The organism is Synechococcus sp. ROS8604 (assembly GCF_014279655.1).
Classification (GTDB): domain Bacteria; phylum Cyanobacteriota; class Cyanobacteriia; order PCC-6307; family Cyanobiaceae; genus Synechococcus_C.
In genome coordinates, this window is the sequence record NZ_CP047946.1 from 2,413,423 (window position 1) to 2,433,942 (window position 20,520).

At 48.8% G+C, this 20,520-nt stretch carries 24 protein-coding genes and 2 pseudogenes; 14 read left to right on the forward strand and 12 right to left on the reverse strand.

The window, feature by feature from the left end; all coding sequences use genetic code 11:
- The first annotated feature begins 255 nt into the window (after nt 1–255).
- Nucleotides 256–480, forward strand: coding sequence for a hypothetical protein (locus SynROS8604_RS13065; protein WP_006854417.1), 225 nt, complete (start codon nt 256–258; stop codon nt 478–480).
- A 257-nt stretch (nt 481–737) separates the two neighbouring features.
- Here the strand turns inward: SynROS8604_RS13065 and SynROS8604_RS16090 are convergent, their stop codons facing one another.
- The gene (locus SynROS8604_RS16090; RefSeq protein WP_006854419.1) at nt 738–869 is read right to left on the reverse strand and encodes a hypothetical protein; all 132 of its coding nucleotides are present in this window, start codon (nt 867–869) and stop codon (nt 738–740) included.
- A 64-nt stretch (nt 870–933) separates the two neighbouring features.
- Here SynROS8604_RS16090 and SynROS8604_RS16095 point away from each other — a divergent pair, with 64 nt between their 5' ends.
- On the forward strand, nt 934–1,056 hold the full coding sequence (locus tag SynROS8604_RS16095; RefSeq protein WP_255445062.1) for a hypothetical protein: 123 nt from the start codon (nt 934–936) through the stop codon (nt 1,054–1,056).
- Nucleotides 1,057–1,260: 204 nt separating this feature from the next.
- On the opposite strand, the gene SynROS8604_RS13070 is transcribed toward SynROS8604_RS16095, so the two are convergent.
- On the reverse strand, nt 1,261–1,590 hold the full coding sequence (locus SynROS8604_RS13070; protein ID WP_255445063.1) for a hypothetical protein: 330 nt from the start codon (nt 1,588–1,590) through the stop codon (nt 1,261–1,263).
- 426 nt (nt 1,591–2,016) lie between these two features.
- Here SynROS8604_RS13070 and SynROS8604_RS13075 point away from each other — a divergent pair, with 426 nt between their 5' ends.
- From SynROS8604_RS13075 to SynROS8604_RS13085, 3 genes and pseudogenes are all read left to right on the forward strand, one after another.
- A complete protein-coding gene (locus SynROS8604_RS13075) occupies nt 2,017–2,217 on the forward strand; it encodes a hypothetical protein (RefSeq protein WP_186544310.1) in 201 nt (66 codons plus the stop codon).
- Nucleotides 2,218–2,382: 165 nt separating this feature from the next.
- A pseudogene (locus SynROS8604_RS13080) lies at nt 2,383–2,700 on the forward strand (DUF3303 domain-containing protein).
- 98 nt (nt 2,701–2,798) lie between these two features.
- Nucleotides 2,799–3,188, forward strand: a complete 390-nt coding sequence (locus SynROS8604_RS13085; RefSeq protein ID WP_186544311.1) for a putative quinol monooxygenase — start codon at nt 2,799–2,801, stop codon at nt 3,186–3,188.
- A 154-nt stretch (nt 3,189–3,342) separates the two neighbouring features.
- Here the strand turns inward: SynROS8604_RS13085 and SynROS8604_RS13090 are convergent, their stop codons facing one another.
- Nucleotides 3,343–3,702 carry a 4a-hydroxytetrahydrobiopterin dehydratase gene (locus SynROS8604_RS13090; RefSeq protein WP_255445064.1) on the reverse strand — a complete coding sequence of 120 codons (360 nt, stop codon included), beginning with the start codon at nt 3,700–3,702 and terminating at the stop codon, nt 3,343–3,345.
- 382 nt (nt 3,703–4,084) lie between these two features.
- On the opposite strand from SynROS8604_RS13090, the gene SynROS8604_RS13095 reads away from it, so the two are divergent.
- Both SynROS8604_RS13095 and SynROS8604_RS13100 read left to right on the forward strand, forming a co-directional pair.
- A complete protein-coding gene (locus SynROS8604_RS13095; RefSeq protein ID WP_186544313.1) occupies nt 4,085–4,426 on the forward strand; it encodes a hypothetical protein in 342 nt (113 codons plus the stop codon).
- 96 nt (nt 4,427–4,522) lie between these two features.
- On the forward strand, nt 4,523–4,873 hold the full coding sequence (locus SynROS8604_RS13100; protein ID WP_186544314.1) for a hypothetical protein: 351 nt from the start codon (nt 4,523–4,525) through the stop codon (nt 4,871–4,873).
- 337 nt (nt 4,874–5,210) lie between these two features.
- Here the strand turns inward: SynROS8604_RS13100 and SynROS8604_RS13105 are convergent, their stop codons facing one another.
- Nucleotides 5,211–5,375: a hypothetical protein gene (locus SynROS8604_RS13105; RefSeq protein WP_186544315.1), complete on the reverse strand. Its 165-nt coding sequence runs from the start codon at nt 5,373–5,375 to the stop codon at nt 5,211–5,213.
- Nucleotides 5,376–5,757: 382 nt separating this feature from the next.
- Nucleotides 5,758–6,150: a DUF1330 domain-containing protein gene (locus SynROS8604_RS13110; protein WP_186544316.1), complete on the reverse strand. Its 393-nt coding sequence runs from the start codon at nt 6,148–6,150 to the stop codon at nt 5,758–5,760.
- Nucleotides 6,151–6,691: 541 nt separating this feature from the next.
- Between SynROS8604_RS13110 and def the strand changes: the two genes are divergently transcribed.
- Nucleotides 6,692–7,225, forward strand: coding sequence for a peptide deformylase (gene def / locus SynROS8604_RS13115; protein WP_186544317.1), 534 nt, complete (start codon nt 6,692–6,694; stop codon nt 7,223–7,225).
- A 549-nt stretch (nt 7,226–7,774) separates the two neighbouring features.
- A pseudogene (locus tag SynROS8604_RS13120) lies at nt 7,775–8,353 on the forward strand (transposase); the annotation flags it as partial.
- A gap of 247 nt (nt 8,354–8,600) precedes the next feature.
- Here the strand turns inward: SynROS8604_RS13120 and SynROS8604_RS13125 are convergent.
- Both SynROS8604_RS13125 and SynROS8604_RS13135 read right to left on the reverse strand, forming a co-directional pair.
- Nucleotides 8,601–9,677 carry an inverse autotransporter beta domain-containing protein gene (locus SynROS8604_RS13125; protein WP_255445065.1) on the reverse strand — a complete coding sequence of 359 codons (1,077 nt, stop codon included), beginning with the start codon at nt 9,675–9,677 and terminating at the stop codon, nt 8,601–8,603.
- 560 nt (nt 9,678–10,237) lie between these two features.
- The gene (locus tag SynROS8604_RS13135) at nt 10,238–10,396 is read right to left on the reverse strand and encodes a hypothetical protein (RefSeq protein WP_186546106.1); all 159 of its coding nucleotides are present in this window, start codon (nt 10,394–10,396) and stop codon (nt 10,238–10,240) included.
- Between the two features lie 1,165 nt (nt 10,397–11,561).
- Here SynROS8604_RS13135 and SynROS8604_RS13140 point away from each other — a divergent pair.
- Both SynROS8604_RS13140 and SynROS8604_RS13145 read left to right on the forward strand, forming a co-directional pair.
- Complete coding sequence (locus SynROS8604_RS13140; protein ID WP_186544318.1) at nt 11,562–11,729, forward strand: hypothetical protein; 168 nt, start codon at nt 11,562–11,564, stop codon at nt 11,727–11,729.
- Between the two features lie 116 nt (nt 11,730–11,845).
- Entirely contained in the window at nt 11,846–12,631 is a 786-nt protein-coding gene (locus tag SynROS8604_RS13145) for a transposase (RefSeq protein ID WP_186544319.1), read from the forward strand.
- 221 nt (nt 12,632–12,852) lie between these two features.
- On the opposite strand, the gene SynROS8604_RS13150 is transcribed toward SynROS8604_RS13145, so the two are convergent.
- The 5 genes from SynROS8604_RS13150 to SynROS8604_RS13165 form a co-directional block, all read right to left on the reverse strand.
- Nucleotides 12,853–13,806 carry a carbamoyl-phosphate synthase gene (locus SynROS8604_RS13150; protein ID WP_186544320.1) on the reverse strand — a complete coding sequence of 318 codons (954 nt, stop codon included), beginning with the start codon at nt 13,804–13,806 and terminating at the stop codon, nt 12,853–12,855.
- A 141-nt stretch (nt 13,807–13,947) separates the two neighbouring features.
- Nucleotides 13,948–14,340 carry a cupin domain-containing protein gene (locus tag SynROS8604_RS13155; RefSeq protein ID WP_255445066.1) on the reverse strand — a complete coding sequence of 131 codons (393 nt, stop codon included), beginning with the start codon at nt 14,338–14,340 and terminating at the stop codon, nt 13,948–13,950.
- A 357-nt stretch (nt 14,341–14,697) separates the two neighbouring features.
- Nucleotides 14,698–15,009 carry a DUF1651 domain-containing protein gene (locus SynROS8604_RS13160; protein ID WP_255445067.1) on the reverse strand — a complete coding sequence of 104 codons (312 nt, stop codon included), beginning with the start codon at nt 15,007–15,009 and terminating at the stop codon, nt 14,698–14,700.
- A 437-nt stretch (nt 15,010–15,446) separates the two neighbouring features.
- Nucleotides 15,447–15,653: a site-specific integrase gene (locus tag SynROS8604_RS16105; RefSeq protein ID WP_255445308.1), complete on the reverse strand. Its 207-nt coding sequence runs from the start codon at nt 15,651–15,653 to the stop codon at nt 15,447–15,449.
- On the reverse strand, nt 15,590–16,402 hold the full coding sequence (locus SynROS8604_RS13165; protein ID WP_255445068.1) for a tyrosine-type recombinase/integrase: 813 nt from the start codon (nt 16,400–16,402) through the stop codon (nt 15,590–15,592). The genes SynROS8604_RS16105 and SynROS8604_RS13165 overlap by 64 nt, the downstream gene beginning before the upstream one ends.
- A 271-nt stretch (nt 16,403–16,673) precedes the next feature.
- Here SynROS8604_RS13165 and SynROS8604_RS13170 point away from each other — a divergent pair, with 271 nt between their 5' ends.
- From SynROS8604_RS13170 to SynROS8604_RS13180, 3 genes are all read left to right on the forward strand, one after another.
- Entirely contained in the window at nt 16,674–17,891 is a 1,218-nt protein-coding gene (locus SynROS8604_RS13170) for a site-specific integrase (RefSeq protein WP_186544322.1), read from the forward strand.
- A 424-nt stretch (nt 17,892–18,315) separates the two neighbouring features.
- The gene (locus SynROS8604_RS13175) at nt 18,316–18,540 is read left to right on the forward strand and encodes a hypothetical protein (RefSeq protein ID WP_186544323.1); all 225 of its coding nucleotides are present in this window, start codon (nt 18,316–18,318) and stop codon (nt 18,538–18,540) included.
- Complete coding sequence (locus SynROS8604_RS13180; protein WP_186544324.1) at nt 18,537–20,348, forward strand: AAA family ATPase; 1,812 nt, start codon at nt 18,537–18,539, stop codon at nt 20,346–20,348. The genes SynROS8604_RS13175 and SynROS8604_RS13180 overlap by 4 nt, the downstream gene beginning before the upstream one ends.
- Nucleotides 20,349–20,520 lie beyond the last annotated feature (172 nt).

Here is a 20,520-nt window from a genome sequence, read left to right on the forward strand (position 1 = left end):
AATCAAGAAACTCTAAAAAGCGTATTCAACCTGATCCTTGATTTGAATCGTGCCAAAATTTGTTCCTACTCAGAAAGATATTGAAGACAAAAATCTAGAGAATAATGGATGCGGTGGGTCGCTCAAGGCATAGGGTGATCCCAGACATGTTTTTTCGGAATACCAGGACCGTATCCAGGCTCTGCTCCGTTGATTCCCCTCTGCTGCGGTTTAAAGCTCGACTAATCTTTAGAGATGCACAATGATGAGCTTTCGGTGGAAGCCACAGACTCAGTACTGATGATGCGCCACGTTCATGAGCATGGCTTCCAGGCTGATGGCTGCACATGGCAATTAGCCAAACAACAAGGGAATAGAGCAATCCGAGGAATGGGCTCTAAAAAGTTCGCTAAGGCTGTTCAGGAGCTTGTCTCTCTCGGCTATGGGGTGGTGAAGATCGAAAAACCTCTTACTTACCGCTCTCTGAAGGAGATGGCATAAAAAAAGGCCTGCTTCCACGCAGACCCTTTTAGTGATTGAAGACCGCTCCCTCAAGCGACGTTCGTTTGCAGATCCCGTCCAAGGAATGCTTTACATACAGTAACAGGCCGGTAAAGCTTTGTAAAGCTCACTGCTCTGGGGATTGATTCAACTTGTAGATGTTGAGAGCGAAGCAGGCTGTCCCGAAGCTCACAAGAAGCACGAGAAGATCTTGGGTGTTCATGGGTTGAACCGGTAAGGAGTGTTCAGAAGGGGACTCAGTTTTGAGCTGATTTTGCTTTCTTCACGACTGGCAGATCGGAAGGCTGGGCAAGGATGTACACCACGGCAGCGGAGACAATTCCGGTGAAGGCGATCAGGCCAAAGATGGCGGTTGAATAGTCGGTCATCAAAAGCACTCGTGAACTTATGCAACAGAACCTAGAGGTTTTTGTAACGGATCGCAAAGGTCGCATGCCTCAAGCTGATCGTGCAGCCTGCATCACAGCAGCGGTTGATGCAGGTCATCAGCTCACTGCCATGGCAGGTGGCATCGCCATGGGACCGTCAATCCCATTAAAGGCAAAGCCTCGATGAGCGAAACAAACAATATTGAACGACCAAGAGAGGACTTCAGCAACGATGACCACAAAAAACAAGCTATTTGCTTCTTCTATCCCCCACCATGGATGAGATCTTGATTGCCTAGGATTTTGAAAAATGTCAGACAATTCCAGCACAAACGAGAAGCGGAAACACTTCTCTCTGCCATTACGAACGAAGTATCAATAGAAAAATGAGTTATTCCATCCAAAGTTTTTTGAAAGCATAGGGAGCAGATTCACGCTGCTCCATCGATGATTCACGAATGAAGGTGATGCAAGCATTTGAACCATCAAACTGCTTGTTATTGATGACCATTTCCATCGCATCATTTAAGCTTTTCCCTTTTTTGAATCCTGTATCAAGAGTTTTTACAGCACCGTCAGGATCGCACTTACCAAGCCTCAGTGGTTCTGTGTCTTTGGCATGGCTTGTTGGAATGACACCGACAGACAGGATGAAGCTCAAGAACAACAGATTGATCAACGTCATCGTTCTATCGCTCATAACAATCATTAAAGCATCCACCTCTCAAAATTTCCGCCCTAGGATATGACAAAAGGTGCATAAGGGAAGTAAAACCGTTAAGCCCTTGATCAACATCTTTCAAGACGATCAGGGTTCTGATGGAAGCGGGAGCGCGCAGCTTTCCCCCAGCACATCTATCGCATAACAACATCACCGCTATACCTGGTCAGCCACAGGCCTTCGGACTGATCACCCGTTTGGGGGTAGAGCGGGAACAGCGCAGCTGTTTTGCTGAAAGCCCGAACAGCCCAGACCTCTGGTCTGATCCGATGAACAGAACCAACGAATTCCTCAGCCCCAAACAAGACAACAAGCTTGGGAAATCAGCTCTGCTGATGCCCCCCCCTACGCGATGTCCAGTTCTCCTTCGACATCGAGGACCACACCCCTCACCAGGACGAATACTGGAAATGGTGGGTCCATAGGATGCAGCTGGCGATCAGTCGCAGCTACGAAAACGATGCTGTGCCAGTCCTGATCACTGACATCGCTGAGGAGTTCAGCTATGCCTGTAAGTGGGAGCTGGAGATCATCAGGACCATCTCAGACATGGCCCTAGAGCTGGGGCGAATGCGTCTCTCAATCAACGAAGAGGAAACAGACGGAACAACTCTTCAAAGCGACTAAGCGGCAAGCTTCTACCCAAGTCCCAGCGGGAATCCCTCGGCAAAAAGCACGAAGCGTTCATTCATATGGGCTGATTGTCATTTAACAGGTCACTGATCAGTTCCGTAAACAAGTGACACTTACTCATTAGAGCCACTGGTAGAGAAGCTAATTGGTTGAAAGTTAATGCAGCACTCTTTGATCGTCTGGAATTTCCCAACAGTGGAAGGGGCTTGGGATGCCTGCACTCGATTTGCTGAATACATCAATGCTGGCAGCCCTAAAGATTGCTTCGATGGCTTTGAGCTCAAATATCGCGTCTGCGAGCCTATCGATGGAACAGCAATGGCCATTGCTGTTGCGAGCAACATAGGCAAGGTGTGAGCCCATCTCGCCCCTTGGATCAAGGGCTCTGGCATCGAATTCGAAGTGACACCTGTTGTTTCCGATGCTGAGTTCGCGGCCATGTGGCCAGGAGTTCAAGCTGCTGCCTCCACTGACTGACCAGCTGGTTGCATCACCTCCACCCTCAGTCCGTTGAATGCTGTGACTGAACGTATTGAGGGTGACTTTGTGATAATCAATGAAATTCAAGGCTCAAAATGGCGACATTCGATCAATCCACTCCCTTCATACTTCTGGCCCGGATCCACGTGAAGCAGGGCTGCGTGGACCAGTATCTAGAGCTGGCCCGTGTGACTGATGCAGCTGTTCAGTCTTCCGAGCCTGGAATGCTTCATCACACCATTGATCAGGATCCGGAAGACCCACAGATGTTTGTTTGGTCAGAGGTGTACGCCAATGAGAAAGCCTTTGCCCTTCACGTCTCAAATCCTCCAGTCCAGGAATATTTGCAAAAGCATGCTGAACTAGGAGATGGATTCAGCATCGAGGATTACGGCACTATTGGCGAGGAGTGCAGAAAGCTGATGGAATCTTTCGGTCTTGCTCTCAAGATTTACCCATCCAAATTAGGATACAGCAGAGTCTAAGCAAAACCAGATCAATGCCAACTTGGTGACTCAAATCGTTCGCACTGATTGAGAACCGTTCCCCGCCACAGGCAGATTTTTTGTTGAAGCAGAGAAAGCCTTATAAACAAAAGCCTCCTACTTGGCTTCAGATCATCTTCCTCAAGACGCCGCTCTAAACATCAATTCCATTCAGCTTTGCGGCCAATACAGCATCGGCTTGCGTTAGGCCGTCAACCTTATGGGTGTAAATCACAGCTTCCGCATGTGCCCAGCCAAGGGAAAACTCAGCATGGTGTCCCTCGACTTCACAGATCGCACCAGCTGCATTCACCCAATCGAGAGCAGTCTGAAAATCGATGAATCGCAACGAACGCGTGAGGTGATGGTTATCAACCACTTCCCAGCCAGGCAGTTGAGGCAGCAGATCAGCAAGTTCTGCTTCTGTGAGTTTCGGAGCACCTACTTGGCAGGGGATACAGGTCTGTTTGGCTAAATCCATTGAGATCACAGGCAACATTTTCAGTATGGCCACAGCATTGATAGACCTGCATTGAATCCATACAGGGGAAGCTGCTGATGGGCATAAGGTCGAAACCTTCCTCAAACGACAGCCTGAGGGGGGAGAAGCAAAACAGACCTACAAGCTTGAAGGCCATGCCAGGGCATGGGCCTCTACAGCCGAAACGGAGGGTCAACAACCATGAATGCAATAAAGACCCTGAAATACATCGAGCCGCTTGGCGAGAAGGATGAACGAGAAGACGCCAAATGCAGAAACTGCAACCAATTCAATGCCGTTAAAGAACATCAAAACCGTTCGTGCTCCATGGAGACGTACAGAGGTGATGCACTAGCAAGGAAAGCTTGGCGCAGAAGCATTCCCTAAATGCAACGAAAAAATTTCGGCATGGCCGATGGCCACCCTTTCTGTATTAAAGACTACGCATATACTTCTAATCAGCAGTAAATTGGAAGGAGCACGCAAAAGGAGAGCAGCGATGGGAATAGAGGCATTCCGCAAACACTTAATTGACGCCAACCCCAAAATGACTTCAGCTGCAAAACAGGAACTGATATCCGAAGATTTAGGCATCCCTTACGAGGCGCTAGACCGCATAACAGACAATCTCGGGAGGTTAATTAATGAGACAAAGGACACCGAAAAGATCGTTTACTACGCACAAATAAGTGGAGAACGATGCTCTCATTTTAATGGCATAGCCATGCTGTTAGAAGACTACAGCCAGGATGTTTAGCAATCACCGTTCCAGGCGACTCCTGATTTTGTATTAGAAATTACCAAAAGCAAATCCAAATCACAGATATAGTTTGGGCAATAAAGGCAAAATCCAATGACAACGATACCAAGAATTCACAGGCCCATCCCTCGATCAGGAGCAGGAAAGCATGACAAATCCCACCCTCCAAATCCAACTGCTACACCCCCGGCTACGTATCAGGAGGCCATCTCGCGTGATTTAGTTATTGCACTTGAAGCAACGGAAAGACTCAACAAAAGCCTTGACGAACTGATTGAAGGGAATGGATGCAGCGAGTTTCTCGCCTCCCATAGACTGCTTGGAGAGAAGATAACGTCTAATCGCAATATTTTGCACATGCTGATTCGAAATACTATGGATATCAGCATCAAGATTGACAAGCCAGAGCTTAAAGCAAAATACCCCGACTATTTTACAAAATAAATCGAGTCCATCAACACATCATTCACCGAAGACAACCAAGTCTTCTGACTGTTTGGTCCTAAGATCAGCTTAGCAGTCAGCTCATCAAATTAATCTTGTAATCGCAAGGATAAAATTTAGTCCCGCCACTAAGGAGGCTTTAATTGCCTACAGAACCCGTGAGTAACATTACAGCACCGCTTGATGTTGCTCGTGAACACAGCAATTAATTCAGGAGATGATGTTTTTAGCAAAGGAAATTCATTTGCTCATGATGAATCAAAACTCTATTTCCAATGATTAACTCTAAAGACAATGCACGTCTGCATGGGCCAATCACCAGCGACGGTTGCCACTATCAACAGTAGGTTCCCGAATCGTGAAAAGGAGTGATCGGAATTGGCTCGTCGATGGCATTGGAGATATAGACCACATGTTGGGCACAAATTTCGCGCTTGGACTGGCAACTCGCCATCAGGAACGAGGCAACAGCAACGGCGGCGATGGGTGCGAGGGGTTTCATCAGTTGTAGCCGCTTGGTCAACGACAAACTTGCTCAAGCATGGCTAAGCAGGCTGATCAGGATGGGAGTGAAAACCAGTCAGCTGTTGTTCCATCACTGAAATGTTCCCTCGTTCGACCTGCATCACAGTCGACCACGACTTTCCAGACATTTCAATCAGACGATCGGATCTGAAAAAAAGACTGGTGAGATGACCCTCACAGAATCACAACGGTTCTCGTAAAAACTCACATCCACCCAGCGTTTCATAGTCCACGCTTCAGCAGGAAGGAGAGTGCACATTGGCAGAGCTAAAACACTGAAAACCAACGGATCGATTGGCTAATTGACTGCGAAGAGTGCAGCGACTGAAGCGAGGGCATTGAATGTGGTTCGAATCATGTCAAAGGAGCCTATAAAGCTCAATTGTGTAATCGCCTGCATTTTTCCTGAGAGGCTTGATTTTCTGCCGATAAACAGGAGAATTCCAGAAGTCAATTGCTGCACACTCTGAAGGGAAATTGATCAACAACGTCACATGGTTTTGATCGCGATTTCCTTCAAGAATGCGAAGTGGTCTAGGGTCATTTAAGTAGTAAGAGCCGGCGTTTTGGTGGAGTCCAGACTCCTTTAGTGCTTGCCCATAAATTGCCATCTGCTGGGGATCATTGGTCACCCCATCAACAACCATGACCACTGGCTTTTGACTGCAGCTCGTAGTGTTATCTGACGCTATTACTGGTGTTGTTAAAGGGCTGGTAGCGAGTGCTACTGCGGTGAGTGTGGTTCGGATCATTAGTTCGCCCCCGTCAGGTGCTTAGTGCTGGAGTCTCCAGCCGTTTCGTCAACGTAGAGCGCCATCCTTCCTATCCCCCGCAAGGACTAGAGGCTGACTCCAAGTTGCCACGCCATAAACCTGTCTCTCTCTACTTCAACCAGCAAAGGCACCATCCACTCAGACTCAACTTCACTCGCTACATCCCTTCCAAGCTCTTCAATGCCAAGCGCAAGCCAAGACTTGTTCCATCAGCGTTGTTAGCTCTCAGCGCCAATAAAAAACCCCGCTCATGGCGGAACTGCAATGTCTGTAGCTGTCAACCTTATTTTAGCTAGCTTGTTTTTGGCTAAATCTTGTTCACTTTTGACGATGATACAATGTTGAAAGCTCACACTTCTTCCCGTTCAGACTTACTTTCATGGCTGGCAAAGCCCTAGTAAAACCTAAGGCTTGAGCTTGGACATGAGATCTAGACTTTGAAAGAATTTGCCCCGTCAAGGACACTTAAAAAAGTGAGGATAAGAAGACAGAGCAGACTACTAGATGGCATGATTAGCACATGAGCATTCGAAGTGTCCTGCGACTTGGTGACCCGTCTTTACGAGGGCGCTCGGCGGAAATTCCTGATGATTGGTTCGGCAGTCAACGCTTGCAGACGCTGATAGACGACTTATTCGATACCAAATCAGCATGCTCTGGTGCAGGGATAGCCGCACCTCAGATCAGTGAGCCGTGGAGGGTTTTTGTACTCGGAATGGAGCACAACCCTCGTTATCCCGAGGCTCCACCATTACCTGAACGTATAGTGATCAATCCTGTATTTAAGGCAATTGGCGAAGAATCGACGACTTTCTGGGAGGGGTGTCTAAGTGTCCCTGGAATGCGTGGTGAGGTGAAAAGATCCAAATACATTCATTTGCAGTATCAAGACCAAGAAGGGTTTTCCCATCAGGAAGAATTGGAGGGGTTTCATGCACGAGCTGTTCAGCATGAAGTTGATCACTTAGATGGAGTATTTTTCACTGACCGCTTAACCAGCACAGTTGCCTTTGGCTTTATTGATGAGCTTCAGGCTCATGGGCTTATTCCTTGATAAAGCACAATTGGCATGAGGACAACGAGTTCGCTGGTGGCGGGACTGGATATTAACTAGTGCCAGGCATTGCAGGCTGACTCATGGGTTTTAGGGGTTATTTAAGCAATAAAAAACCCCTGCGATTGCAGAGTCTTTTGGTGAGCAAGCCAAATCAAAGTTTTGTCTACCATAAACATTGACTTTCAAGTTCTGGCGCGTGCAACACCATAACAACGAAGCGTTAACAACGCATTTATCAGGTGATTAGTAAAAATATGTTGCCCACCAGCCACTCCTTCCAGTTCTTCATCTCAAAGTTCTGATTGAGCTTTAGTTAGGTCGTCGGCAGAAATCATAAATCCCGCCTCTTTGGCAACGGCAATAACAGAATTGGCAGCAGCAGCTCTTGCAGCAGAGCCAGTGTCATCTGAGTGTCGAGGGTCGTGGGGAAAAAGCAGCTGCTTGAAGCATTCCCCGCTGGAATAAAAAACCCCGCTTGTGGCGAGGCTGGTGAATATTCTGTCGGGAGATCGTTAGCGACAATTCACCAATCTGGTTGTTGATTCAATGGGTCGATCATCTCGTCGGCTTCCTCCAGGACATTCATTTCATATCACGCTTAGATGCAATAGCCGTCAGTTTTTGATTGCCAAAGGATTGAGAAGGGATGTGCTGCTAGCTGTGCTCGCGAAAGCCAAACAAAAGGTGCCACACAAGTTGTATTCGGTGTGTCTGATGGCTAATCACCTGCATCTGCTTCTGCGTCCTGATGATGCAAGTGAATTGCCAAAGCTGATGCATTGGATTGGCTGGTACTCAGCCATGGCACTGAATCGTCTTTCTGGTCGTTGCGGGCATTTTTGGGAGGCAAGGTATTACGCCACTGCGATTGCTCCAAAAGATCACAGGAGAGTGCTGAATACATTGCGGTATATCCACGCCAACCCAAAGGCAGCAGGAGTGCGAAAGGGTTTCTACGACCCCTATTCCAACTATGGGCACTACGGAAGGTTGGAATGTGATGGCATCAGCGAGTGGCACCCAAGCTTTCTGCAATTGGCATCAAGCCTAAAAGGCTGTTCCAGGCGATATGCACGGTTCTGCCAGTACTACCGACACAAAGGAAAAGGCGGTTCTAGGTGCCATAGGTAGCTGTTGCAGCAGGGCCAGCGTCATCTGTATATCGAGGGTCAAGGGTTTAGGTCAACTGGTCAAAGCATTCCCCGCTGCAACAAAAACTCCGCTCGTGGCGGGGCTAAGTATTAATTAGTGCCAGGTACTGGATGGCATTTAGCAATGGCTAGGCAGTAATTATAGAAATAAAAAGCTCTTGCTTTGACAAGGGTTTTGGAGGTTAGGATGCGTTTAATTTTACATTTTAAAAACACAAAAGTCACACTTCCTCCGGATTTAAGCAGTTCCCCGCCTTCTCAAAACATTCCCCACCTTCTGAAACTGGAAGGGCCTTAATGCATTGAACCAATTCTTCTCCACTATATAGCTCCTCACACACCGTCCGTGCATCTACACAGCCTGGAACTGTCGATCCAGTGCTGCACACCCTATCGTGCACCCTCACATCCCGGTTGCTTGGTGTTGATGTTAAGGCATTGATTACAGGATGTTCTTGAACATCTTTGCGCTGCACTGTTGTACTCGGACCACCAAAGCGCACTTTAAGATCAGCTGAAACTCTTGTATCGAATGCTTCGTCGTAGGAGAGATTGACCCCTGCTGTGACTCCACTGGTCATTGCATAAGCAACTCTTCCAAGCACACCAGACCCATCAGCAGATCCAAGATCACCGCTTTGGTAGTAGTAACCAACAGAAGCATTCAGCTCAGGCGTGATGAAATAACCAACATCAAGCCCGTAGGTGTTAAGTGCACCGCCTTGGTAAAAGAAGTTGAGATCTTGCTCCGTATCACCAACAGGAATTAAGGCATAAGCGTTGAGGTTCCAGCCATTGGAGACCGCTTCTGCATTGACTGCCACCTGCTGGAAGAACGCACTCTCCTCTGTGCCGCTGACAATGATGCCGGTATCGGTTCCTCCTGTATTCATCGGGCGGCTGTCATAGCCAGCATTCAGCCCGTACATCCAAGAGCGGTCACCATTCAGCCAGCGATAACCAAGCCGTGATGAGGTGCTGATCGTTGTACCAGCCACATCGGTATTGATGATGCTGCTGTTGTTTTCGTAATCAGCGAAATTAGCGTTAGCGAGGACATCAAGAAACCAGACGCTGTTGTCGCCAACAGACAGTGGCAAGAACCCGCCAATACCCGCCTGATTCGGTGTTCCTGCTCCTTGCAATGCACCTTGAAACCCAAAGGTGGGCTTGACCACATCCTTCAGGCTGATGCTCATCACACCAAGATCATCAGCACTGCCCTCTTGCGCAATGGCAGGCAGGGAAGCAAGAGAGATGGCAGAAGCCAAAAGCCCCAGGGAGATACGACGCAGCATGGGGAGCTGATAGATAAGGCAACGATGCCTTGCTTGTGCTGCTGCCGCACGCTGCAGTAGGCAGTTTCAGCTTTGCTGCTATTAAGTAGGCAATAAAAAACTCCCGCTGTTAAGCGAGAGCTGATTGATGTGAAATCCTTGGTTTACTTGGCGTATGACACGCCGCGATAGGTCAATGGTGCCTTCTTGGTTGCATCAAAACCAACACCTTTGTGCTGGACATACTGCTTACCACGATAGGTGAGAGTCATTTGAGGTTCCTCAGAAATCCAGGTCCCCGTTCCGTGGCCTGGCGAGTCTGCGCCTCACAGAAGTGAGGTGAACGTTCTTTGTAGTTGGTACTACTTTATTTTTATAGCAACAACGTCAACGTTTCTGTTGTTCGTGCTGTTACACAAGTGAATCCAATCTTTCTATTGGCAGCATATCTATACAGAAACGAAAAACCCCCAACAGTTAGGGCAGGGTTAGAAGGCTTTAGCGTTGGTTGCCAGAGCTTCATCAGCAGTGCCACGCTTGCGCTTATCAGGCAGCTTGGTCGAAATGATGTCGTCATACAACTAATCCAAGTCCTCACCCGTTATGGGTACAACACCTCCATAATTTCCCAACGGGACTGCAGACTCACGCCTAGCTGCCAAGCCATCAGCGTCATTCGCCCTCAGTGCCATCAGTAGCTCTTGCAGTAGAGCCAGCGTCATCTGTGTGTTGAGTGTCATTTGTTTGGGTCAACTGGTTAAAGTATTTCCCTCTGCAATAAAAAACCCGCTCGTGGCAGCACGGAGGAGCTAATAGTGCCCGAAAACAAAAGCCTCACCTCATCGAGTTCCACAAGTAGAGTCATTGGATGAAAAAGGCATTACTGCTGCTTCCTGTTCTTTTTCTGTTGGTGTCGTGTACCCCTAAGAAAAATACATGCACTCTTGTGGCTACTAAACAGATTGATTACCCAACTGCAATGAAAAGGTTGGGGCTAGAGCCAGATTTAAGTGGAAAGATGGATGATGGCACGCTAGTAAAGGATTTCTGTGAGGCAGTTTGGGGTCCCCCTTAGATTTTGACTAAAAACAGTGAACCCTAATTTCGTAAACAGCTCCTGTAGAAGAACAAAGGTCATCTGAGTGTCGAGGGTCGTTGGGAAAAAGCAGCTGCTTGAAGCATTCCCCGCTGCCTGTAAGTCATTTCTTTCGTCAAGCCTGATAGTCCAGGCCAAGGTAGCGATTCTAAGGGCATCAGTTAAATGCCAATTGAAATCAGTTTGCAGCGACTGAGAGTTGAGTGGTGCTTTTCATGCCTTTGGCGGAAAACAGTAGTGATTCGCACCACGGCTAGCCCAGACAATTTTCTAGAGCAAGTTCAGTGAAGCTTGTCCTCATGGAAATCCATACAGCCCATGGCGAACCCATTTTCGCGCATTGGCTTGCCCAGTCGGCACCAGCTGTCGGCTCACAATCGCGAAAGAACTGACTCGGAAGACCTGAATCAGGATGATCAAGCCAGGAAGAACGTACTCCCCCCCCACTCCCGATAAACTCAAATATCATCTTCCCTATGAAGCTGGAAGATTTCTCTCTGCAAGTACGTGTTCTTGCTGGCTTCATCAGAGAAATATGTTTGTGGCGAACCGACACAACATCTGATGTGCTCGATAGTAATTTTAGTTGCTCAAGTACCTATGTCTAGAAGCACTTGGCTCAAAACACCAACTCGTTGCTCGGCTGCCTCTACATGGCGCTTCTCTCACCAGCCGTCAATAAAGAAGCTGGCATCACCTTCTGAGATCACGTCGAAAGAGTCCTCTTCTGTTCTCAGGGTCGCCTCATGTTCTCCGATGTAATTCAGTGTGTCTTTATGGTTGTGTGTTGACGGGTGTTGATTTGGCTCATGGCGAAAGCAGGTTGGAGCGTTGCTGTTGTCGGAGCACTGGTGCTTGGTATCTGGGTTGCCAATACCTCTTGGCGTCAAAGAAAGCAATTATGGAAGATACAAAGTGCACTTATTGGTGGCTCAGTTGGTTTCGTAGCAGGCAGATTCACCAGCAAAAAGAATTAATCCCAAATACGGATTCTAGGCTGTGTAGAGCAACAAAAACCCCGCTCGTGGCGGGGCTGGTGAATATTCAGTCGGGAGATTGATAGCCACAATCAGTAAGCCTGATCGTTTATGGAATGGGACGTACGCAACGCAAGCTTCCAGCAGGTCACGCCTTTCACATCACGCTCAGGTGCAATAGCCGACAGTTTCTAATTGCCAAAGGCTTGAGAAGGGATGTGCTTCTTGCTGTGCTCACTAAAGCCAAACAAAAAGTGCCACACAAGTTGTATGCGGTGTGCCTGATGGCTAATCACCTGCACTTGCTAATCAGACCTGACGATGCATCACAGCTGCCAAAGCTGATGCATTGGGTTGGCTGGTACTCAGCCATGGCACTGAATCGTCTTTCTGGACGTTGCGGGCATTTTTGGGAGGCAAGGTATTACGCCACTGCGATTGCTCCAAAAGATCACAGGAGAGTCCTGAATACCTTGCGGTATATCCACGCCAATCCCAAAGCAGCTGGAGTGCGAAAGGGTTTCTACGACCCCTATTCCAACTATGGGCATTACGGAAGGTTGGAATGTGATGGCATCAGCGAGTGGCACCCAAGCTTTCTGCAACTGGCATCAAGCCTGAAAGGTTGCTCCAGGCGATATGCGCGGTTCTGCCAGAAGTATCGCCATCACGCCAAAGGAACACCTAAGTGCCATTGGGGCTCAAGCATGCTGAAACGACTGGTTGAGAAAGGCAGAAGCAGTCAAAGCAGGAAGAACCGGGTCTCACCAGGTCAGCAGAAATTACCCTTTGCATTTGACATTCGTCTTAATCAAATTCCAGAAGAGTGGCATCAAGTCGCGGTGAGATTTAGAAGAGCAAATGGCATCCGTGATGGCGATCAAATCCTCAAGCTGTGGTGATTGAGCTAGGAAATATAGATAGAGTTAGGGCAAATTAGTCGAGGCATATTTGTCATGAATACACAGAAATAATTCTTATTGGCTCCTGCCAAATAAGCCATCAAGTCAACTTTCTAGGTTCCAATGGTGCCAGGCATCAAAGACTGATTTAAGGGTTTATGGTGTTGATTGAAGAAATAAAAAGCCCCTGTCGATCGAGGTGCATTTAGCCATAAACTCTATCAATTAATCCCATCATTAATACAGTCTTGGAAGCTAAAAATAATCTCACAGTCATGCACTTTCACATCCCTGTTGGTTGGTGTTGACGTTAAGGCGTTGATTACAGGTAGTTGTTGAACTTCTTTGCGCTGGGTAGTTGTACTTGCACCGCCAAAGCGCACTTTAATATCAGCTGAAACTCTTGTATCAAATGCTTCGTCGTAGGAGATATTGACTCCTGCTGTAACTCCACTGGTCATTTCATAAGCCAAGCGTCCGAGTACGCCAGAGCCATCAGCTGTTCCTAAATCACCATTTTGGTAGTAGTAACCAACAGACGCATTCACCACTGGAGTGATGAAATAACCAACATCAAGCCCGTAGGTGTTGAGTGAACCGCCTTGATAAACGCTGTTGAGTTGAGCTTCTTTCTCACCAACAGGAACCAAGGCATAGGCATTGAAATTCCAGCTATCAGAGACCGCTTCTGCATTGACTGCCACCTGCTGGAAGAAGACGCTGCTCTTATCTGTGACGGATACCCCTGTATCGGCATCACCTGTAGCCATCGGACGGCTGTCATAACCAGCATTCAGCCCATACATCCAGCTGCGATCGCTATTCAACCAGCGATAACCAAGCCTTGATGAGGTGCTGATGGTGGTGCCAGCAACAGTGGTGTTGATGAGGCTGCTGTCATTGCCGTAATCAGCAAAGTTGGCATTGAGCAGCACATCAGCAAAGAACACACTGTTATCGCCAACAGACAGTGGCAAGAACCCGCCAATGCCTGCTTGATTCGGTGTTCCAGCACCCTGCAGTGCGCCTTGAAAACCAAGGGTTGGCTTGACCACATCCTTAAGGCTGATGCTCATCACCCCAAGGTCATCAGCACTGCCCTCTTGCGCAATGGCAGGAAGGGAAGCAACAGAGATGGCAGAAGCCAGCAGCCCTAGGGAGAGACGACGCAGCATGGGGCGTTAGTAGATGCCGTAACGATGCCTTGCCTTTACTGCTGCTGGCAGCTGCAGTAGGCAGTTTCAGCTTTGCTGCTATTCAGTAGGCAATCAAAAACCCCGCTCGTGGCGAGGCTGGTGAATATTTAGCCTGTTATTTTACTTGGAAAGCTCAGACTCAATCACTTTCATTGGCACCTCACCTGGGGGAAGCACGAAAATGTCAACAAGAATCACTGGCTCACTACCAAGATTAGCCGCCGACATTGGTGTACCGGCAGGCATGAAATAGCAGTCTCCAGCTCCATAGATTCGATCTTTCTTACCTTCAATAAAATCTGTTATCTGTCCTGAAATAACGCATGTCAGACCCGAGTGATCGTGAACATGAATCGGAGTACGTGTACCAGGAAGTCGCGTGCCGCGAGCAGCCAAAACTCTTTGCCCATCGTGCCTTATATCATCAACAAGAGTTTTCTTGTCGCGTAATCCTTTGATCAAACCGGGTAGATCCTTTCCGTTAATCTTTTCGATAGGTTCGACCTGAGCCATCACCGAACGAGAAACACTGCTGAGGCTCAATGCAGAGGAGAAGATGAGAAAACAGGTTAGGGCACGTAATAGCTTCATCGATAAAGCGTCTATTTTCTATAAATATAAGATACTTGAAGTAGGCACAAAATCTATCGAATTACCAATTGGCTCCATCGCGCGTAGAACACAACACTTCTCCTACCTTGTGAACTGCACCTGCAGTGCAGAATGAGATCTGGCAGAAGCCAATAGCCCCAGGGAGTGATGACGCAGCATGCCTGAGAACTTGGTGAGAGGCTCACCTTGACTATTCCTAACGGTGATGCCCGCTGAAGTAGTCAGTTTCGGCTTTGTTGCTATTCCAAAATTGAAGATTTAGTTAGGCAGCGTGCAGCGTTCCCAACCAATTTTCTGCAGGTTGATCCACATCTCGATGCCCAGGTGTCTGAGCATCCGCTGTTGTCTGATGGGTTTCCCAATGCGAGCTGACAAGCGGTAGTTGCTCACCAGAACGAACTGAGCATGTTGCGTTGCTGCATCGGGTTTGATCTGGATGAGCGTCCCTTCTTGCCTGTTGACCAGCCAGCCTTCACCGCCGGACTTCTCCTTATATCGGGAGTAATCAGGCTGTTGCTGCCATTTCAGAGCAGTTTGGCGAGATTGCCAATTGGGGTGAAACCCACTCACTCGAAAGGATGAGTCAAGACATAAAAAAAGAAGGCGACTAAGCCTTCTTCGGGGGGTGTGAGGAGCCAAGCCTTGTGAGGAGTTGGCCGGTCACATGCTGAGGAAATTCCGCAGAACAGTCAACCAACTGATACGAAGGGACTTGCCCAGCCGGATTCCTGAGGCATGATTCAAAGGTGAGGAGGGCTTCTTTACGGAGTGGAAACTAGGCAACACGCCCAACAAGAAGCCGAGAGACCCTGCCTTTGGCGGGGTTTTCTTTTCCCATTCATAAAAAAGGAGCGGTGTCCCACGCCGCCCCCATGTGATTTGTCCTTATGTGAGCAGCACGTCGCCGCTGCAACAAGAGCCATGTATCTTTTGGAACATGTTTGCAGTGATACATGCAAAGTCGAAAATTGCTTGAGACAGGCTGTTATCAACTATTGAGTGTGCTCTTATCCCAGTCTCAACGAGCTGCTGTCCCGGGGGTTAGCAGCCACGTAATGCCCCGTAGTTGCACTTGATGAGTGGCCTAGCGTTACCTTCAGCGTGAACACATCCACCCCGCGGCGAATCGCCTGCGTGGCATGACTGTGCCTCAGTTGATGGGGGTGAACATGGAATCCAGCGGCTCTCCCCCATTTACGGCAGACATCCCCGATTGCTTGACGCGTGAGATGCCCATCTCGCCTTGGACTTGGGAAAAAAACTCTTCATCAGCACCACGGCCTAGGCCCTCAAAGAGTTCGAGCGTTGCTGGAGATACTCGGACAGTGCGTCGCTTTGATCCCTTGCCGAAGAGGTGAATTTGGCCTCCATCATTAAGAGCTTCAATATCTTTCCAGCGAACAATCGCGATCTCTGAAACTCTGCAACCCAACAAGTAGGCGCCCTTGATCAAGGTGTAATCCCTGACTGCATTGCGATCGAGATGAGCTGCCCTGGTGATGGCTGCGAACAACAGACCGATCTGCTCCTCATTCAGCGGTTTTGTGGTTTTCTCCGCTTGGAGAAGGGATCGTGGCGGCATCGGATTACGCGGCACACCAGTGACCGCTGAACGGCTTGGCTCAGCAGCCCATCGGTACATGGAACTGATGGCAGCGATCCTGCGATTGAAAGTTCGAGGCTTCATCAAGCCGTCCTCGACTTGTTCCCGCAGCTGGGACACCCAGTCCTGACAGAACGCAGGATTGATCTCCCGCAAATGCAGATGTGGATGGTTGCGATCACGCCAGCGGGTGAACTCGCGAATCTCGAAGCGATAGCCATCTTGAGTCGCCTTGCTGCCGGTACGGCTGCACTGACTGATGAAGCGTTTGATCAACAGCGCATCGCCCCAGAGGACAGCGCCTGCTTCTGCGGCATCAAATAGACGGCTGACGTAGGCCAATGCCTCAGCCTTATCCATGCCGTCCAAGACAGCTGGAAGCCGTTTGGATGACGATTTGGATGAGACAACTTTTAGTGTCTCCGTCACAACCTCGGAGACTTCAGTTGTGGATTGGTTCGAGGGGGGCATTCCACCCCCACGAGTCACTTGGGTGATACGGAGTACTTTTGGCATGACGTGCAAAGAGACTTAGGCCAAAACCAGTTGCTGTAACTGGCATTGAGGGTAACAACTCGGAAGTAAGCGGAATCGAAAGGCGGTAATTTGTCCTGAGATTTGTCCTGAAATTTTGGGTGCGTTAGCTAAGTGGGAGGAAGGCTTCAGAGCAGCGGTCAAAACAGGGCGTCAAGGTTGGACCGTGGGCAACAACAGTGGACGAATGCGGCTCAAAATTCGAGCAAAAGATCTGCGTACCGATTCAGCCAACCTGCCTTTCCCCTGGACAGCAGAAGCAGTTGGAGACGCTCTTCTTCTGATCAATCGCCTCTATCCCATTTGGATGAAGGGCGAGGTCAGCATGAAACAGGCAATCACAGAAGCCTCTGGCAAAAGTGACAACCTCGCTTCAACGGTCACAAAAACATGGCCACAAATCATTGAAAGCTTTCGAATTTCACTTCAAGAAGGTCGAAACCAGATTCTCGACATGACTTATCGGGATAACTACGAGCCCTGCCTCAATGAAGCTCTCCGGCTATTGAGGAGCAGAACAGCTCCAGCCGATGGACACGTCTTACTTCAACGAACACTTCAACGTTGGAAGGGGAAGCCATCTAGCAGAGCTGCATGCTGCCTGGCCTTACGAAACCTGATGGACCATGCGGTTAGTCGTCACAAAATGCCCGCGGGATGGCAAATCAGCCAAACCAGTATTCGGGAACTAAGAGGTCGACCAGCAGAGAAGAAAACGAAAGCGACACTGACTGATCAAGAAGCTCTCGATTTGATCGAAGCAGTTGGCTCTCGCAACGAAGGCTGGGGAAACGTGCTGAGGCTGATGGTGCTTTATGGCTTACGACCGATAGAGCTGCAGTATTTGGCACCTCGTCTGACGGATCAGGGGGATCTGGGTTTGTGGTGCAGCTACAGAAAAATTTCAGGCCCTAATCGCTGCGATCCTCGCTGGCTTCAGCCACTGCCACTAAGAGACAGCTTGGGTGAAACAGTCAATTGGAATCTCTGCCAAACACTGAATGCTGGACTTCTAGAACTACCCGCTGGACGTGATGGTGACTTCAGGAAACTGAACGGCAGATACGTTCTCAATCACCTGAATCGCCAGCCTGAGTGGAAACAGCTCAAGGACAAATACGAAGCCAGCGGAATGTGGCTACGCCCCTACTCATTCCGAGACGGATACAGCGTCCGTGCACATCGCCATGGCATTGAGACAGCTCAAATCTGCCGTGCAATGGGACATGGCCTCGCCGCACATAGCAGGGCCTATGAATCGGCTACAGATGCAACAACTAAAGATGCCTTTATTAGAGCTACCGCCAACTCGTAATGCTGCTGGCTTGCTCAATTACGAAATAAAAGCCATCCCACCACGAGGAGTTCTCTGATAGTTATGAGAGCTTTAAGGATGTCTTAGGGTTTCCTTGCGAACATCAAAACAAGGCGTTTTGGGGAGTTTTTGGGAATAAAGAGAGTTAAAACCTCGCGAAAGATCGTTAAAAAGCCTCTAAACCGCCTTTTTTTGCATTTTTCTGCCAAATAAGTGCTGCCTCTATTCCATTAGATGATGAGGAATAAACGGCTAGCTTTCTAGCAAGGACCAGGAACTCCTCAAAGAGGACCTATTTCTCTCTCCAATCCGATTCTTCCTCGAAAACTCGGAACGGAAACTTGCTTTTACCAGGAACTTTCACCAGAGGTCAGTCAGGAGATCAGGCTTTTTCCAAACACCTATGTGGATCTCTACAGAAGAGATGGCTGAAACCATTGGGATACATCCAAAGACGCTCCTTGGCTTACGCAGAAAGGACATCTGTCCATTTGAAGAAGGGACGCACTACCGCCGCAAGGGAGCTACTACCAAAAGTCCCTTGCAGTGGCAGCCAGAAAAAACTGAACAAGCCTTTACCTATTTTAAAAGGGCTGATCCAGCAGAGATTGAAATCTATGGAGGAAGTATCGGAGAGATTGATCGATGACCTTCAATATCCTTCAACACCTGGAGAAGCTCGAACCTGATGGGGGTAGCAATACTCCCCAAGGTGATCACAGCTTTAAATGTCCCAGCTGCGGATCGTCCAACTTCAAAGTCCATATCAAAAACGGGAAATATGCCGCCTTTGGTTGTGATTGCAGCAAGACAGAGGAAGGGAAACGTCGGATTCGTCATGCACTCTCGCCCTCCAGTCATAGATCTGGAGCCAACACACCTCCCAGCAAACCGATCCGCCCCAAAGCCAAGGCTCACTGGGATTACAACGACATTGATGGCAACGCCCTCATCAGGGTGAATCGAAGCGATGACGGAAACGGCAGACGGAGGTTTTCGCAGTCATCGCGAGTGAATGGAAAATCCGTAAAAGAACTTGCAGCTCAAGTAATGCCATACCGCCTCAAAGAGGCACTTCAAGCATTGGAAGACGGTGCACCATTCATTGCACACGCAGAAGGTGAAGGATGCGTAGATGCCATATGGGCTCTTGGTTTACCTGCTATCACCAGCCTGGGTGGTTGCAATGGCTTCAAAGCTGAAAGAGATAGCGGACACATTGATCCACAACGGTTAGTCATCGTTCCTGACCAAGACCAATGCGGCCTCACATACGCCAAAAAAGTGGCTGAGGCACACCCCGGTTGTAAGTGGCTATTGCCATTCCCAAATTCTCCGCACTGGGAAGGATCCATACCCCCAGATAGCGGACTGGACATAGCGGATTGGCTGGAACAAGGCGCAACCGCAGCAGATGTGATGGAGGGAATCCAAGAAAGCTGCCCTTTCCCAAGCAATGAAGCAATAGAGAAACCCTGTATCAACCATGTAGGAAAAGTCCGATCAGCGGCGGAGCTTCTCAAAAACAGGAAACCCACTGATTGGTTAATTGATCAATTCGCAGCTCGTGGATGCATGACTCTTATCGGTGGTGCAACGGGTACTGGCAAAACGACATTTCTCTATGCAGCGGCGCAGGCCATCTCAACAGGCAGTTATTTCATGAATGAGTTAACTAGCAAGAGAGGCAAAGTCTTGGTAATTCAAGCTGATGAGTCTGAAACAAACTTCAGCGATAAGTTAGACCAAATGGGTATAAGTCCAAAATTTGAAATCAGCTTCGATCCAGCTTTATGGAACCTGGAACAACTCACAAGAATCCAGAAAGAGAAGAACTATGACGCGATCCTTGCAGACAGCCTGACAACACTCTTAAGCGGACAGGGCAGCAGATTTAATGATGCTGAGTTTGGTCTGCCTTGCTACGGGTACAACCACTGGGCCAGTGAGCACAATGTATGGCTTGGGGTTGCTAGTCACCTCAGGAAACAATTCAACGGGGCCGGTTCACCAACGGTGAATGACATCTATGGCGCTGGCACTCAAACATGGGCTGCATCAGATGTTTGGACACTCCACAAGCCCGAAAGGCCAGCGCATGACGATCATGTTGTCCTGCACTGCGTTAAAGCTCGCTGCTGCGAACAAGACACGATCTGGAATCTCCAGGGGAGCAAAGAAGACTTCAGTTACATCATTATGTCCGCCGGAAAAAGCAGTGACCTTTTGCCTAAGCAACAGCAAAGGTATGAACAGGAGGCTTACCAACTACTCAGCCAAAGCAATGGAAAGCATTGGCACTCTGACGATATAGCTGCGGCCATCGGTTGCAACAAGGAGCACAGCCGCAGAGTGATGAGAGGTCTCCGCAAACAGCAACGAGTTGAACGGCATCAAATGGAGTCAACCGGAGGAAGACCACGTTGGATGTATTTCATCCCTTGGCCTTCCCCTTAAAGACTTTTCCTACATCCATGACACCAGGGTGAAAGTTCAATCATTCATCGATCCCCCTCACAGAAGAACTCTCCGCCACCTTTTCTGCGGAGGAACTCTTTTGCCATTGGCCGACATAACGCTTCCGCTGGAGTCTTGCTTAGTTCCACTGCCATTTGGGTAAGCGGTGCAA